The sequence below is a fragment of the Actinoplanes sp. NPDC049599 genome, assembly GCF_044465625.1.
In the GTDB taxonomy this organism is placed as follows: Bacteria; Actinomycetota; Actinomycetes; order Mycobacteriales; family Micromonosporaceae; genus Actinoplanes.
The window spans coordinates 15,298-30,356 of the sequence record NZ_JBITLX010000052.1 but is presented as its reverse complement, the minus strand read 5'-3'; the positions used below and the strand labels follow the sequence as shown (position 1 = coordinate 30,356).

Here is a 15,059-nt window from a genome sequence, read left to right as displayed (position 1 = left end):
GATGAACGATCTACCGGAGACCTCCCTACTTTTCGATCACCGACACGCCGCCTGTGACCTGACCAGGCCACCACCACTTCCTAAACACGGCCTAGCGCGACCGCCCGGCCAAGCACGACCACCCGCCAAGCACGACCACCCGGCCAAGCGTTGACCCAGGCCGAGTGTGACCCCAGCCGAGCGTGACCCCTCGCACCAGCGTGGCCTGGCCGAGCACGGACCCGGCCAAACAGGGAACCAGCCACCACGAGTCTCGCGTTGGGCGCCTGACCCGGCTGGACCTGGTCGGCAACAGCATTCCCACGGCGACCCCCGGCACGCGGCCGGGTCATCGCAGCAGAAACGGATATGCCCGCAACACCGCCGCGCCATCCGACAACCGACGTATCGCGAAAAGCCGGTCGGGCATGACTCTCGGGACAGATCAGGCCGAAGCTCTCCCCTAACATTGCCACAACAATGCATTCTCCCCGACCCGGTGAATTGGCATGATCGACTACCGATCAGGGTCAGAAATTGTCGGTGGGAAGCAAGATAATAGACGTATGCGGCAGCTTCAACTCTTCACCACGGCCGAGCTCGCGACCATGCGTGACCGGACGACATCCCGCAATTATTCGCCCGAGCGCGACGAATTCCGGCGCACGCATCAGCGCCATCGCGATTGGGGGCTGGCGCGCCGTCACGCCGAGCGCTTGCGTCGCCTGCGGGACAGGTCCCGTGAGTCCGGGCCCGCGGGCGCCGAGGAGCATCCGCCGCCGCGGCCACCCTCGACCCCCGCCGGCACGCTCTCCTCGGCCGAGCGGGCTGCGCACCCGGCGCCGTGCCGGGAGTCCGCGGCAGCCGGCTCCAGCCCTGGTCCGTCACCGGCCACGACTCCGGAGCACACACAGCCCCCACACGGGCGGACCCCGCGCTCAGCTCCACGCCCGGAGTCCGCGAAAGCCGACGCCAGCCCGGACCCGTCACCGACCTTGACCCCGGAACGCACACAGCCCTCACGCAGACGGACCCTGCGCCCAGCGCCACACCCGAAATCCACGGCAGCCAGCTCCAGCCCGGACCCATCACCCCCGGAACGCACACAACCCCCACGCAGACGGACCCTGCACCCAGCGCCACACCCGAAATCCACGTCCAGTCAGGACCCGTCGGCACGCCGCAACCGGCAGGTCACGCGGATGCCACCCGCAGGCACATGCCAGCCATCTCCTGAGCAAGCCACCCCCAGGGGACGAAGTCAGCTCGCCAGGCAGAAGGCCGTGCACAGTCAGCCTGCGCGAAGCGGTCACACCTGGCGGGCGCCCGCCGAGAAGGCGACGTCAACATGCGCGCGGCGGCACCGTCGCCGCCAGTGGTCTGCGTGCGCGCGACGGGAAGGCAACCCGCTGCACCACGAACGCGCCCATCGCACAGGACAACATCCGCAGTCGGCAGGCACTCAGCACGGTGACCTCCGCCGGCACTCACCGTGCGTTCATCAAGCCGGTGACCACCCATGGTCAGCGTGGCCTCGCCGCCGAGCGATTCGCCGCCGGTCGATGCGCAACCGTGGAACCGGCCACTGTCGACGGTCGCCGAGGCCCTCTGCCCAGCCCACTTCGAAACCGGGGAACGATCGTTCAACGCCGGTGGCGATTCACGCGAGTCAAACCTCCACCCTTGGGCCGGCTCATCAAAATCGTCGCTCCGACACGAATATCCCCAGCGACCGCGCTCTTTCGCCATTCGCTTAAAACGCATGCGGACATATATAGCGATAGTCGGAGACCAAGGAAGGAGTTGTCACCTACGGAATTGACGGACAGCCGTGGTCACGAAAGCCGCCGCGGTGCTCTCGCTACGGGGCGTTGAATCAGCGCCGACACGCCGCCGTCGGCTTACTTGGTGCAGGCGCTGCGGGGCAGCCCGGCCACTGCTACCGGAGACCGGCCCGGCGCCTTCGCCTTTCCTGCCAGCACCGTTGCCAGCGCCGTCAGCGCCAGCGGACTGGATGAGTACGTAGCCAGCAACGTTGGCGACCGGGACGCCGCCAGCAAGTACGGCGCGTCCATCATCACCGTGATCGACGCCTCTGGGTTCAGGTCTGTTTGGCGGTCGCCGTACCCCACGAGGTGCACCACCGTGCCGCCCGCGGCCTGGACCTGGACGCCTGCCGCCTGCAGTGCCTTCACCAGGCCGATCCGGGCCGGTTCTCGGCCGCCCGATGCGCTGATCGTCACCGGGCCCGTCACCAGTGGGCCGGTGCAGCGGCCCTTCAGCAGGGTGATTGCCGCCGCGTTCGCGTCGCCGACCGCTCGTTGGTGGTCCGGTGCGCCGACCACCGACAGGTCCGGGCGGGGGTGTCCCGCGGTTCGGTATCTCAGCGTCAGGATCCGGGTGACCGCTTCGGTCAGCCGTTCGCGTTTCAGGCTGCCGTCCTTCAGGCCTGCCAGGATGCCGTCGCGGGCGCCTGCCAGGTCCGGCGGCATCAGCAGCATGTCGTTGCCGGCGTTCAGGGCTCGGACCGCTGCCTCGCCCGGTGGCCACATCATCGCCGGTTTCATGTTCATCGCGTCGGTGATCGCCACGCCGGTGAACTTCAGTTCGCCGCGCAGCAGGTCCGTCATGATTTTTCGGGAGAATGTCGCGGCCACGCCCTGGTCCAGGCCCTCGATGTCGAGGTGGCCCGACATCACCACGCCCGCGCCCGCGGTGATGCCCGCGGCGAACGGGGGGCGGTCCTCGGCTGCCCATTTCGTCCGGCTCTGCGCCACTACCGGCAGGTCGTCGTGGCTGTCGCCGGTGGTGTGGCCGTGGCCCGGGAAGTGCTTGAGCGCCGCGGTGATGCCCGCGCCCTGGATGCCGCGGACCGCCGCCTGCACCTGGGTGGCGTTCGCCTTCGGGTCGGCGCCGAACGCGCGGGAGCCGATCACCGAGCTGCCGCGGGGGCCGAGGGTGTCGGCGACCGGGGCGAAGTCGAGGTTGATGCCCATCGCGGACAGTTCCGTGCCGGCCGCGTGCCAGGCACCCTCGGTCAGTTGCGGGCGGGCCGCCGCGCCGAACGCCATCGCCGACGGGAGCAGGGTCACCCCCTCCTTGACGCGGGTGACCACGCCGTACTCCTGGTCGGTGCCGATCAGCAGCGGCGCACCGCCGGGCAGCGCCGCCGCGGCCTGCTGGAGGCCGTCGGTCAGCGCGCGGACCTGTTTCGGGTTGTCCACGTTCGTGGCCGGGTTGGTCGCCCCGGTCGGGTCGTCGGGGGCGAACGCGACCAGGATCAGGCCGCCGAGGCCGAATTTCGTGACCATCTGGGCCGGGGTGTCGACGCCGGCGATCCGCTGGTTGCCGGCCGCGGCCTGCTTGTCGACCCGGTCGGCGGCGTCGCCGTAGGCGTAGGGCATCAGCACCTGGCCGGCCAGCTGCGCGTCGGTGAGGGTGCGGACCGCGGCTCGCGCCCGCGCCGCCGGATCGCCGGTCGGGCCCGGCGCGGCGCTCACCGACGGCGCCGGCGCGGCCGGTGAGGCCGGGCCGGGTGCGGGTGCCGGCCGCGGCGCCGGATCGCTGCCGCATCCCACCAGCACCGACAAAACCAGCGGTACGACCGCAGCAGCGCCCAGCATCCTGTTCACGGCCGTCATTGGATCAGCTCCCGACCGTGTCGACAAACCGGACGACGTACCCGCCCCGCCGGCTCAGCCCACCCGGGTCAGCAGCGTGACCGGTGCCCCGTCGCCGGCGTAGCGGTACGGCTCCAGCTCAGCATCCCACGCGGTGCCGAGCGCCTTCTCCAGGGCGTGCGAGAGCGCCTCGGGAGCCTTGGCCGCGGCCATGATGGCGCGCAGCCGGTCCTCGCCGATCTGGATGTCACCGGACGCGCCGATGGTGCCCCGGAACAGGCCGCGGCCCGGGACATGCATGAAACGCTCCCCGTCGACTCCGGGGCTCGGCTCCTCGGTGACCTCGAAACGGATCATGGGCCACTGCCGGAGGGCAGCAGCCAGCTCGGCACCCGTCCCGGGCCGCCCGGTCCAGCTGCACTCGGAGCGCCGCATGCCGGGGTCAACCGGCTGCGCCGTCCAGTGCAGATTGACCGGCGCGGTCAGGACGCGCGCGATCGCCCACTCGACGTGCTGGCACACGGCGAGTGGGGTCGAGTGGACGTATACGACGCCACACGTTGGCACGGTGACCTCCCGGAGACCGAGGTGCGTCTTCCCCTACGACCTCGACCGCGGTTGATCGTGCTCCATGATGCCGGGTGGTACGGATGGTGCGCCAGAGAAACCGCAATATCGACATGTGAATGGCCGTCGAGGCACACCTGACCTAACGGCCCAACCCCGTCCGGCGGCACGGCCGAGCGGCGTTCGTGTAGGCTGGCTGCGGCATTTTCTGCCGACAACTTTGCCGAGCAATACCTAGCTAGGAGTACCGCCGTGGCCAGCAACACCTCAAAGACCGCCCGCGCATCAGTCCGCGCCGGCCAGGCCGGTCAGGGCGGGGCCCTGAGCGTGCTGGGTGAGTTCAAGTACCTCATCCCGCTCGCCAACGGCCGGTTCGCCTATGTGCGTAACCTGACCAACGGCAAGACGCACCACCTGCGCACCGACTCCGACGCCTTCGTCGAGGAGATCCGCGTCCTCGCGGCGGCGGGCCACGGCGCCAAGATCCGCGCCGAGATCGAGGGCCTGGACGCGTCCTTCCCGAACGACGGCTGGGCGGCCACCGAGAAGCGCCTCGCGGACGCGGGCGTCTTCGAGGGCTGAGAGCCTGCTGCTTGACAAAGCGCTCCCCGGACCGGTGGGTCCGGGGAGCGCTTTTTTGCATCACTTGAAGATCACGACAAGTTGATCAGGTGGTGCGGCTCACGCCAGCAGTTCGACCCGGCCGGTGTCGAGGTCGTAGACCGCGCCGGCGACCGCCACTCGGCCCGCGGCTATCGCGGCCGGCACCCCGGTGATGTCGTGGAGCCGGCGCACGGTGCGCACCACGTGCGCCCGCATCGCCTTGGCCGCCGCCTCCGGGTCGTCCACCCCGACCGCGTGCACCGCCGGGGCGATCTCGTCCACCAGGTAGCCCACGTCGCCGTCCGGGCGCTCGCCGGCGCGCAGCGCCGTCACGGTCGCGTCGACCGCGCCGCAGCGGACGTGCCCGAGCACCATCACCAGCGGCACGTTGAGCGCCGACACGGCGAAGCCGACCGAGCCGAGCACCGCCCGGTCGACCACGTGCCCGCCGGAGCGGACCACGCAGATCGAGCCGAAGGTCTGGTCGAAGATCGCCTCCAGCGGGACCCGGGAGTCGATGCAGCCGAGCACCACGGCGTGCGGCAGCTGGCCGCCGGACGCCGCGGCGGCCGCCGACACCTCGTGACCGTGCTGGGGGCGGCCGCTGACGAACCGGCGGTTGCCGGCGATCAGCTCGGTGAGCGCGTCAGCCGGCCGGACGATTCGCGTCGTCGGCGGGTCGGTGGTCTCGGTGACCGTGGCCACCGAGGCGGACTGGTGCGCAGGTGAAGGACCCGTCATGGCACTGATTCTCTACGAGCGACGACTCCTGGACATGCTGTGCGAGCCATATCACGCCTGCTCGTCCACCGGATGGGACGAACGGCCCTACGCAACATCGCGGAAACATCTGGCGTTTCCTCGATCTACGCGTGATGCTTATTACCCGTGGGTACTACGGGGCCGTGCGAATCACGGAGGTGCCCTTGTCCGGGCGTTCTGAGCTGACCCTCGCCGATGGCGTACGGCTGCGTGTGGAGACCACCGGGCCGGCGGACGCACCGGTGACCGTGGTGCTGCTGCACGGCTGGTGTCTCGACCGCCGGACCTGGCACCACCAGATCACCGCGCTCGAGGACGCCGGGGCGCGGGTGGTCTCGTACGACGCGCGGGGGCACGGGCGCTCGTCGGCCACCCGGCTGCGCTCGGCGACCCTGGCCCAGCTCGGCGACGACCTCGCCGAGGTGCTCCGGGAGTACGCCCCGGCCGGGCCGATCGTGCTGGCCGGCCACTCGCTGGGCGGCATGACGATCATGGAGTTCGCCGAGACGTACCCGCAGGAGTTCGCCGGGCGGGTGGCCGGACTGGTCTTCGTCTCCACCACCGCCGAGGGCGTCACCCACACCCGCTACGGCCTGCCCCACCCGCTCGCCCCGGTGCTGCGCATCGCCGAGGAGGCCGGCGCCGGCCTGCTGGCCCGGCTGGGCGCGTGGCGGCCGCACAGCGCGATGCTGCCGGTGCTCCGGCCGACCGTGCGCTGGCTGCTCTTCGGCGCCGACTACGAGCCCACCGACCTCGAGATCACCATGTCGGCGTTCGGCCGGGCCTCGCTGCGGTCGATCGGCGGCTTCCGGGCCTCGGTCGGCGCCCAGCACCGGCTGGACACCCTGGCCGCGCTCGGCGACGTACCGGCGGCGGCGCTGGTCGGCGACCGGGACCGGCTCACCCCGCCGCCGTGCGCGGAGTCGATCGCCGAGGCGCTGGCCGGCACCGAGCTGACCGTCTGCGCGGGCGCGGGTCACATGCTGATGATGGAACGCCCCGACGAGGTCTCCGCCGCCCTGCTGGCCGTGGTCGAGCGCGCGGCGGCCAGCAGCCCGAACCGCCGCGCCGACCCCCGCGGCCGCACCGAACGCAACGGCTACGACCAGGCCGCCTGACCCCCTCCCGCCCGGCACGGGCGTGCCGCCGTCGACGCCGGTACCCGAACAGGAGTAAGTTCGATTGCCCCCTGGTACCGGTGCCGGGCGGCGGCACAGCACGCGGAGCACCAGCGGGGAGCACAACGGACTTGAGCGACGCCACCGTCCTGCAGCAAGAGATCGCGATCGAACAGCAGCACGTCGACCGGGTGTACGCCCGGCTCGCCGACCTGCGCAAGGACGCGTCCCAGGCGGAGAAGGAGGGATACCAGCTCGCCGGCGTCGGCACGTACGGCGCCCTGGTCGAGCGCGACGCCATGGTGTTCCACCGGGCCCGCCGCCGGCACGCCCTGGACGCCGAGTACGAGGGCCTGGTCTTCGGCCGCCTCGACCTGACCACCGGCGCGGTGCACTACGTGGGCCGGATGGGCATCCGCGACGAGAACTCGCAGTCGCTGGTGGTGGACTGGCGGGCGCCCGCCGCGGCGGCGTTCTACCGGGCCACCCCGGCCGAGCCGCTGGGCGTGGTGCGGCGCCGGATGATCCAGTCGACCCGGGAGCGGGTCACCAACATCGAGGACGACCTGCTGGACCCGGAGGCCGCGCCCGCCGAGATGCGGGTGGTCGGCGACGGCGCGCTGCTGGCCAGCCTCTCCAAGGCCACCGGCCGCGGCATGCGGGACATCGTGGCGACCATCCAGCGCGAGCAGGACGACGCGATCCGCTCCCCCGCGTCCGGCGTGACCATCGTCACCGGCGGGCCGGGCACCGGGAAGACCGCGGTCGCGCTGCACCGGGCGGCGTACCTGTTGTATTCCGACCGCGGACGGTTCGCCGGCGGCGGCATCCTCGTGGTCGGGCCGTCCGGGGTCTTCGTCGACTACATCGCCACGGTGCTGCCGTCGCTGGGCGAGGACACGGCGACGCTGCGCTCGCTCGGCTCGCTGGTGGCCGGCTTCGACGCCACCCGCACCGATCCGACCGCGGTGGCCGCGCTCAAGGGCTCGCTGCGGATGCGCCGGGTGCTCGAGCGGGCCTCGCACGACGCGGTGCCGGGTGCGCCGACCGAGCTGCGGCTGCTCTACCGGGGCGCGCTGCTCCGGCTGGACGCCGCCGACCTGGAACGGATCCGGCGCAAGGCGCTGCCCCGCGGGGCCCGCCGCAACGAGGTCCGCGGCACCGGCTTCGACCGGCTCTTCGACGCGCTCTGGGCGCAGGCCAAGGGCTCGGTCAAGAACCTGCCGGAGAAGCAGGAGTTCGAGTCGGAGCTGGCCGACCGCACCGACTTCCGGGACTTCCTGCGCGCCTGGTGGCCCCGGTTCACCCCGCTGCGGGTGCTGCGCTGGCTGGCCGACCCGGCGCGGCTGCGGTCGTACACCAACGGGCTGCTCTCCCGGGAGGAGATCACGCTGCTGCAGGGCTCGTTCGACGGGCTGGCCGAGCACGGGCCGACGATCGCCGACGTGGCGCTGCTGGACGAGCTGGACGAGCTGATGGGCCGCCCACGGCAGCCCGCGAAGCGCAACCGCAACAACCCGTTCCACGTCCGGGACGGGGTGCAGGAGGTCAGCATGTACGCCGACCGGCAGGCGCTGAGCCGCACCCAGGTGGTCCGCGACGACGACTACCGCGACTACGCCCACGTGGTCGTCGACGAGGCGCAGGACGTCACGCCGATGCAGTGGCGGATGATCGGCCGGCGCGGCCAGTACGCGTCCTGGACGATCGTCGGCGACCCGGCGCAGACCGCCTGGTCGGGCGACGCCGAGGAGCTGGACCGGGCCCGCGACCGGGCGCTGGGCACGCGGCGCCGCAACACCTACTCGCTGACCACCAACTACCGCAACTCGTCGGAGATCTTCGCGGTCGCGGCCCGGGTGATCCGCACGATCATGCCGGACCTGCCGCTGCCGTCGGCGGTGCGCAGCACCGGGGTGGAGCCGGTCGACCTGCTGGTCGCCCCCGCCCAGCTGCCGGAGGCCGTGCGCGAGGCGGCCGAGAAGCACCTCTCCGACGTCGACGGCACGATCGGCGTGATCACGCCGGTGCTGCGCCGCGACGAGATGGCCGGGTGGGTGGCCGGGCTGCCGGAGCGGATCCAGGTGGTCACCGCGCTGCAGGCCAAGGGCATGGAGTACGACGCGGTGGTGCTGGTCGAGCCGGCCGAGATCGCGGTCGACGCCAGCGGCACCCGCACCCTGTACGTGGCCCTGTCGCGGGCCACCCAGCGCCTGACGACGGTGGGGACCCGCGACTGGCACGGTGCCCGCTAGGGGCGGACGACGCCGACCGCGGTGTACTCGGTCTCCGGGGTCGGCGGGGTGGTGAAGCGGGCGTTCGGCAGGTAGAAGTACTTGCCGTACTCCGCGATGGTGGTGGGCACGTCGAAGCGCGGATCGGTGGTGCGGCTCACCACCGTGCCCTTGGTGGCGTGCTTGTCGAGCTGGATCCGGGTGATCACGTTGAGCCGGTTCTGCACGGCGTAGAGCGTGCGTCCGCGCAGCCACAGCCCGTCGCCGTTGACGACGTTCTCGCCGCCGAGGTTGATCTCGGTGGTCACGCCGGACCAGGTGGCGCGGAACAGCTTGCCGGTGTTGGACTGCACGATGATCAGCCCGCGGCCGTCCGGCGCCGGCGCGATGCCGTTGGCGTTGTTGCCGGTCTGGTAGACGATGTCGCCGGTCAGCGGCACCCGCACCGGCTCGGCGGGCAGCCGGCCCGCGCGGCCGAGCGGCAGCTTGAACAGCACCGGGTTGGCGGAGTCGGTGTACCAGGCGGCGCCGCCGGTCAGCGTCACGTCGTTGATGAACGACGGGACGGTCTGCAGGGTGTAGGACCTCAGCACCGCGCCGGTGGCGGCGTTCAGGACGCGGGCGTTGCCGCCGTTGCCGCCGGCCACGAAGAGCCGGCCCCGGTCGTCGATCTTGAGGCCGAGCGACTGGGTGCCGGGCCCCTGGCTGATCACTTCACCGCGACCGGTACGCAGGCTGGCCCGGTAGATGTCGCCGTCGACGCGGGAGCCGAAGTACGCGTACGGGGCCTTGCTGATCGCGATGCCCTCGGGCTGGAAGCCGTTCGGCAGCTGGATCGTGGACTGCACCGGGCCACGGTGGGCGGCCTCGGCGGGAGCGGCGCCGAGCACGACGGCCAGGGCAGCCGTGGTGACGAGCGCGAGCGTACGTCTGGACAAGGTGGTTTTCCTTCCAGGCGGGAGCGTGCTGGCACCTGGTTGTACCCCCGGAATGGCAATCACGTTCAAGTTGCATACATAGCGATGTGAACATATATTGGCCGAGGCCCAGCGCGGCGACGGAAGGTAGGGCTCATGGGAGCCGGGCACGACCACGGAGGCCACGCGCTGCACGCCGGCGGGCGGCACCGCTCCCGGCTGTGGTGGGCCGCCGGGCTGCTGGCCGCGTTCATGCTGGTCGAGGCCGGCGCCGCCCTGGCCACCGGGTCGCTGGCGCTGCTCTCCGACGCCGGGCACATGTTCACCGACGTGCTGGGCATCGCCATGGCGCTGGCCGCGATGCATGCCGCCGGCCGGGCCGCCACCGACTCGCAGCGCACCTTCGGGCTCTACCGGCTCGAGGTGCTGGCCGCGCTGGCCAACGCCGTGCTGCTCACCGGCGTCGCCGGCTACGTGCTGATCGAGGCGGCGCGGCGCTTCACCGATCCCCCGGCCGTGCCGGCCGGCGCCATGCTGATCGTCGCGGCCGGCGGCCTGGTGATCAACATCGTCGCCTTCCTGCTGCTGCGCTCCGGCGCCAAGGAGAGCCTCAACGTGCGCGGCGCGTACCTGGAGGTGGTCGGCGACCTGCTGGGCTCGGTCGGCGTGATCGTCGCGGCCGGGATCATCGCGGTCACCGGCTGGTCGTACGCGGACCCGATCGTCGCCGTGATCGTGGCCCTGATGATCCTCCCGCGCACCTTCGCGCTGGGCCGCGCCGCCGTGCGCATCCTTGTCCAGGCCGCACCGGAACGACTGGACGTGGCCGAGGTGCGCAACCGGCTGGCCGCCGTGCCCGGGGTCTGCGATGTGCACGATCTGCACGTCTGGACGCTGACCTCCGGCATGGATGTGGCCTCGGCGCACCTGAGCCTGGAGCCCTCCGCGGAGCTCGGCACGGTGCTGGCCACGGCCCGGGAGGCGCTGCACCAGGACTTCGCCATCGACCACGCGACGCTGCAGGTCGAGCCGGTCGGCGCGGGCGGACCGTGCGCCCCGGCGGGCTGGTAGCAACCCGGCCGAACCGCCCCGACGCGGCCCCGGGCTACCTACACTCCTTCTGATGCCGACCCACGGGAGGGACACCATGACCCAGTCCGTCATCCACCAGCCCAGGGTGGCCTGGGACGCCGCGCGGGCGTTCGTCCGGATGGCCGCCGGCCCCGGCTACGACGCCTACGCCGGCCGGGTGCTCAGCCATCTCGGCGCCGAGGTGTACGGCGAGCTCGCCGACACCCGCCAGCGCCTGCTCCAGGCCTCGGTGGCGAGCAGCGACGACGACCGGTTCACCATCGACGTCGAGGCGAGCAAGTGGCGGGTCCGGTTCGAGGATCTGCTGCGCACCGACCCCGCGCTCGTCGCGCCGGTGCGCGAGCTGACCGAGGTCGCCGCCCACGCGTAACGTTTGCCATGATCTGCGGCATGTTGACGCCGACGCCCCTGATGGACCTCGTCACCGGTTTCTGGAGTTTCAAGACGTTCGCTGCCGCGGTCGAGCTGGACCTGTTCAGCCGGCTCGCGGGTGGCCGTACCCTGACCGTGGCCGCCGCCGAGGCGGAGCTGGGCCTGCCCGAGCGCCCGGCCGATCTGCTGCTCACCGCCTGCGCCTCGCTCGGGCTGCTGGAGCGCGCCGGGGCGGGCTACCGCAACTCCGCGCTGGCCGAGGAGTTCCTGGTCCGCGGCAAGCCGTACTACTTCGGCGGGCAGGTGACCTACTGCGACCGCCGCACCTACCTGCCGTGGCACCGGGTCGGCGAGGCGCTGCGCACCGACCGGCCGCTGACCTGGGACCCGGCGACGAGCGCGTCGATGTTCACCACCGCCGACCCGCAGCTGCTGGCGACGTTCTGGGAGGCGATGTACTCCACGTCGATCTTCACCGCGCGGGCGCTGGCCGGCGCGGTGGACCTGAGCGGACGCCGGCGGCTGCTCGACGTGGGCGGCGGCTCCGGGGCGTACCCGATCGAGCTCTGCCGGCGGCAAGCCGGGCTGACCGCGACGGTGCTGGACCTGCCGCACGTCTGCGAGATCGCCGCTGGCAAGATCGACCTGGCCGGGCTGGGCGACCGGATCACCACCCGGGCCGGCGACTTCCTGGCCGACCCGGCGCTGCCCGGCGGCCACGACGTGCTGCTGCTCAGCATGATCCTGCACGACTGGGACGAGCCGACGAACCGCGCGCTGCTGGCCAAGGCGCACGCGGCCCTGCCACCCGGCGGCCTGGTGATCGTCTCGGAGCTGCTGCTCGACGCCGACCGGACCGGACCCGCCCCGGCCGCCCTGATGGGGATGAACATGCTGGTCGAGACCGAGGGCGGGCGCAACTACTCCGACGCCGAGTACGCGGACTGGCTGGCCGGCGCCGGCTTCACCGACATCCGGACGGTGCGCTTCGACGCGCCGGGAGCGAACGGGGCGGTGCTCGGCAGCAAGCCGTGATCACTAATTCCGCGATCACGCCCGCGGCGCGTGCTCGTCCGCAAGACTGTGCCCATGAGCCACAAAGGCGTCATGGTTTTCGTTCCCGCGCCCCAGCTGACCGTGACGCTCGAGCAGCAGAACGACAAGGCCGAGCTGCACGTGCACCCGGGCGGGCAGGGCGTCTGGCAGGCTCGGATGATCACGCTGCTGGGCGCGCAGGTCACCCTGTGCTCGGCTGCGGGCGGCGAGGTCGGCCGGGTGCTGGAGCCGCTGCTGAAGTTCCACGGCGTGACGCTGAAGACGATCAAGCGCGACTCCGGCACCGGTTGGTACGTGCACGACCGGCGCAGCGGCAAGCGCGAGGAGCTGGCCGAGGACCCCGGCCAGCCGCTGTCCCGGCACGAGATGGACGAGCTGTACAGCCTCGCGCTCGCCGAGGGGCTGCGGGCGGGCATCGCCGTGCTCAGCGGGCCCGCGCACCCGTCGGTGGTGCCGCCCGAGGTCTACCGGCGGCTCGCCACCGATCTCGGCGCCAACGGCTGCAAGGTCATCGTCGACCTGTCCGACGCGCACCTCACCGCGGCGCTCGTGGCCAAGCCGTACGTGGTCAAGGTGAGTCACGAGGAGCTGATCCGCGACCACATGGTCAAGGACGGCTCCACCGAGTCGCTGACCCGCGCGCTGCACAAGCTGCACGAGGATGGCGCCGAGACGGCGCTGGTCTCGCGTGCCGACGAGGGCGCGCTCGCCCTGATCGAGGGCATCGTGTACGAGGTGGACATGCCCCGGATGGTGGCCGCCGAGTCGCGCGGGGCGGGTGACTCGATGACCGCCGGGGTGGCGGCGATACTGGCCCAGGGTGGCACGCTGTGTGACGCTGTGCGTACGGGCGCAGCCGCCGGCGCCCTCAACGTCACCCGCCACGGGCTCGGCACCGGCCGCGTCGACGCGGTGCAGGTGCTGACGGAGCGGGTGAAACTCACCCCCGTCCACGCGAAGGTGCCGGCATGACGCCACGAATCCTGATCACCAACGACGACGGCATCGACGCGCCCGGGTTGCGGCATCTGGCCCGCGCCGCCGCCCGCCAGGGCCTCGACATCGTGATCGCCGCCCCGCTGACCGAGGCCAGCGGCACCAGCGCGGCCATGACCGCGGTGGAGAAGAACGGCAAGATCGTCGTGCAGCAACGGGAGCTGCCGGGGGTGCGCAACGTGCCCACGTACGCGGTCGCCGCGTCCCCCGCGTTCATCGTGCTGCTCGCGCTGCGCAGCGCCTTCGGGCCGCCGCCGACGATCGTGCTCTCCGGCATCAACCGGGGCGCCAACGCCGGCGCCGCGGTGGTGCACTCCGGCACGGTCGGTGCCACCCTGACGGCCTCGCACGCCGGCCTGCACGGCCTGGCCGTCTCGCTCGACGTGCTGTCGCCGGCCAACGGCACCGCGGCCAGCGGCGGCCAGGCGATCGCCGACCTGGAACACGCCGACGACGAGAACCGGCACTGGGACAGCGCGGCCGGACTGGCGATAAAGCTGCTGCCCACGCTGACCCACACACCGCCGGGCACGGTGCTCAACCTGAACGTGCCGGACCTGCACGTGGACGGCATCCGCGGGCTGCGCCGCGCCACCCTGGCCAAATTCGGTCAGGTGCAGATGAGCATCGCCGAGGCCGGGGAGGGCTTCGTGCGCACCGCGGTGCAGGCCGCCGACGAGCCGCTGGAGCCGGGCACCGACCTGGCCTGGCTGGCCGAGGGCTTCGCCGTGGTGACCCCGATCCGGTCGCCGGCCGAGGCCACGGACGTGAAGTTCAACCTCGAGTCGATCGTGGTGCAGACGCCCGCGATCTAGTTGACGGACGGCTCGGGCAGGCGTACCCCGTCCAGGATCCGCCAGAGATCCAGCGCGACGTCCGCGCTGCGCGGGCGCTCCTCGGGCCGTTTCGCCATGCAGGCGCGGACCAGATCGCGCAGCGGCGGCGGCAGGCCCGGGATGGCCAGGACCGGCGTCGGCGCGAGGTGGCCGACCCGGCCGGCGGCCTCGATCGTGGCCGCGATCGCCGGCGGGTACGGCGACCGCCCGGTCAGCATCTCGTAGAGCAGCACCCCGAGCGTGTACACGTCGTCGGCGGGCCGGGCGAAGGCGGTCTTGGGGTGCGAGGGCAGCAGCCCCCGGTCGCGGCCGCGCAGCACGACCGGGTGCGCGCCGGAGTCCGCGGTGCGCTCCGCGGCCGTGGCCAGACCGAAGTCAATGATCTTGATGCCGGCCGGGCTGACCATGACGTTGCGCGCGGTCAGGTCGCGGTGCACCACACCCCGGCGGTGCGCCACCGCCAGCACGTCGGCGGCGGTCGCGGCGATCCGGACGGCCTCCGGCCACTCCAGGCGCCCCCGGGACAGCCGCTCGGTCAGCGGCACGCCGGCCAGCAGCTCCAGCACCACGTACGGCACCACGCTGCCGTCGGGCAGCGGGGCCTCGCCGTACTCGAAGACCCGCGGCACGCTCGGGTGCCGGAGCCGGTCGGTGATCAGCGCCTCCCGCCGGACGTGCTCGCGGGCCTGCGGGTCGTCCGCCAGGCTGGGCGCGAGCACCTTCACCGCGAGTTTGCGCCCCTGACGGGCGTCGACGGCCGCATAGACGGTCGAGACACCGCCCTGACCGATGGCGCCGATCAGCACGTATCGCCGGAGGATGGCGGTGCCCATCGGAAGTCGCGCCACGAAAGGGCACTATTCCCTAGTCCGGAGCTCCCGGACAAGCCGCCTCAGAAAGGCTTAAC

Annotated in this window: 14 protein-coding genes; 8 read left to right on the top strand and 6 right to left on the bottom strand. The window is 72.1% G+C overall.

Annotated elements, in window-relative coordinates:
* Positions 1-509: 509 nt before the first annotated feature.
* The 3 genes from ACIBQZ_RS42590 to ACIBQZ_RS42580 all read right to left on the bottom strand — a co-directional run bounded on the left by ACIBQZ_RS42590 (position 510) and on the right by ACIBQZ_RS42580 (position 4,166).
* Entirely contained in the window at positions 510-752 is a 243-nt protein-coding gene (locus ACIBQZ_RS42590; RefSeq protein ID WP_396094658.1) for a hypothetical protein, read from the bottom strand.
* 1,128 nt (positions 753-1,880) lie between these two features.
* Positions 1,881-3,620, bottom strand: coding sequence for a glycoside hydrolase family 3 protein (locus ACIBQZ_RS42585; protein ID WP_396094660.1), 1,740 nt, complete (start codon positions 3,618-3,620; stop codon positions 1,881-1,883).
* Positions 3,621-3,674: 54 nt separating this feature from the next.
* Complete coding sequence (locus tag ACIBQZ_RS42580) at positions 3,675-4,166, bottom strand: DUF3145 domain-containing protein (RefSeq protein ID WP_212991880.1); 492 nt, start codon at positions 4,164-4,166, stop codon at positions 3,675-3,677.
* Positions 4,167-4,418: 252 nt separating this feature from the next.
* Here ACIBQZ_RS42580 and ACIBQZ_RS42575 point away from each other — a divergent pair, with 252 nt between their 5' ends.
* Entirely contained in the window at positions 4,419-4,748 is a 330-nt protein-coding gene (locus tag ACIBQZ_RS42575; RefSeq protein ID WP_396094657.1) for a hypothetical protein, read from the top strand.
* 99 nt (positions 4,749-4,847) lie between these two features.
* Here the strand turns inward: ACIBQZ_RS42575 and ACIBQZ_RS42570 are convergent, their stop codons facing one another.
* On the bottom strand, positions 4,848-5,510 hold the full coding sequence (locus tag ACIBQZ_RS42570) for a carbonic anhydrase (RefSeq protein WP_396094656.1): 663 nt from the start codon (positions 5,508-5,510) through the stop codon (positions 4,848-4,850).
* 185 nt (positions 5,511-5,695) lie between these two features.
* Between ACIBQZ_RS42570 and ACIBQZ_RS42565 the strand changes: the two genes are divergently transcribed.
* Together ACIBQZ_RS42565 and ACIBQZ_RS42560 are read left to right on the top strand one after the other, a co-directional pair.
* On the top strand, positions 5,696-6,649 hold the full coding sequence (locus ACIBQZ_RS42565; RefSeq protein WP_396094655.1) for an alpha/beta fold hydrolase: 954 nt from the start codon (positions 5,696-5,698) through the stop codon (positions 6,647-6,649).
* A 131-nt stretch (positions 6,650-6,780) separates the two neighbouring features.
* Positions 6,781-8,904: a HelD family protein gene (locus ACIBQZ_RS42560; protein ID WP_396094654.1), complete on the top strand. Its 2,124-nt coding sequence runs from the start codon at positions 6,781-6,783 to the stop codon at positions 8,902-8,904.
* Here ACIBQZ_RS42560 and ACIBQZ_RS42555 read toward each other — a convergent pair.
* Entirely contained in the window at positions 8,901-9,821 is a 921-nt protein-coding gene (locus ACIBQZ_RS42555; RefSeq protein ID WP_396094653.1) for a superoxide dismutase, read from the bottom strand. The genes ACIBQZ_RS42560 and ACIBQZ_RS42555 overlap by 4 nt on opposite strands.
* Before the next feature lie 135 nt (positions 9,822-9,956).
* On the opposite strand from ACIBQZ_RS42555, the gene ACIBQZ_RS42550 reads away from it, so the two are divergent.
* The 5 genes from ACIBQZ_RS42550 (at position 9,957) to surE (ending at position 14,131) form a co-directional block, all read left to right on the top strand.
* Positions 9,957-10,871 carry a cation diffusion facilitator family transporter gene (locus ACIBQZ_RS42550; protein WP_396094652.1) on the top strand — a complete coding sequence of 305 codons (915 nt, stop codon included), beginning with the start codon at positions 9,957-9,959 and terminating at the stop codon, positions 10,869-10,871.
* 76 nt (positions 10,872-10,947) lie between these two features.
* The gene (locus ACIBQZ_RS42545) at positions 10,948-11,262 is read left to right on the top strand and encodes a hypothetical protein (protein WP_396094651.1); all 315 of its coding nucleotides are present in this window, start codon (positions 10,948-10,950) and stop codon (positions 11,260-11,262) included.
* A 20-nt stretch (positions 11,263-11,282) separates the two neighbouring features.
* The gene (locus ACIBQZ_RS42540) at positions 11,283-12,299 is read left to right on the top strand and encodes a methyltransferase (RefSeq protein WP_396094650.1); all 1,017 of its coding nucleotides are present in this window, start codon (positions 11,283-11,285) and stop codon (positions 12,297-12,299) included.
* A 72-nt stretch (positions 12,300-12,371) separates the two neighbouring features.
* Positions 12,372-13,292 carry a 1-phosphofructokinase family hexose kinase gene (locus tag ACIBQZ_RS42535; RefSeq protein WP_396094649.1) on the top strand — a complete coding sequence of 307 codons (921 nt, stop codon included), beginning with the start codon at positions 12,372-12,374 and terminating at the stop codon, positions 13,290-13,292.
* Positions 13,289-14,131 carry a 5'/3'-nucleotidase SurE gene (surE, locus tag ACIBQZ_RS42530; protein WP_396094648.1) on the top strand — a complete coding sequence of 281 codons (843 nt, stop codon included), beginning with the start codon at positions 13,289-13,291 and terminating at the stop codon, positions 14,129-14,131. The genes ACIBQZ_RS42535 and surE overlap by 4 nt, the downstream gene beginning before the upstream one ends.
* Here surE and ACIBQZ_RS42525 read toward each other — a convergent pair.
* The gene (locus ACIBQZ_RS42525; RefSeq protein WP_396094647.1) at positions 14,128-15,000 is read right to left on the bottom strand and encodes a serine/threonine-protein kinase; all 873 of its coding nucleotides are present in this window, start codon (positions 14,998-15,000) and stop codon (positions 14,128-14,130) included. The genes surE and ACIBQZ_RS42525 overlap by 4 nt on opposite strands.
* Positions 15,001-15,059 lie beyond the last annotated feature (59 nt).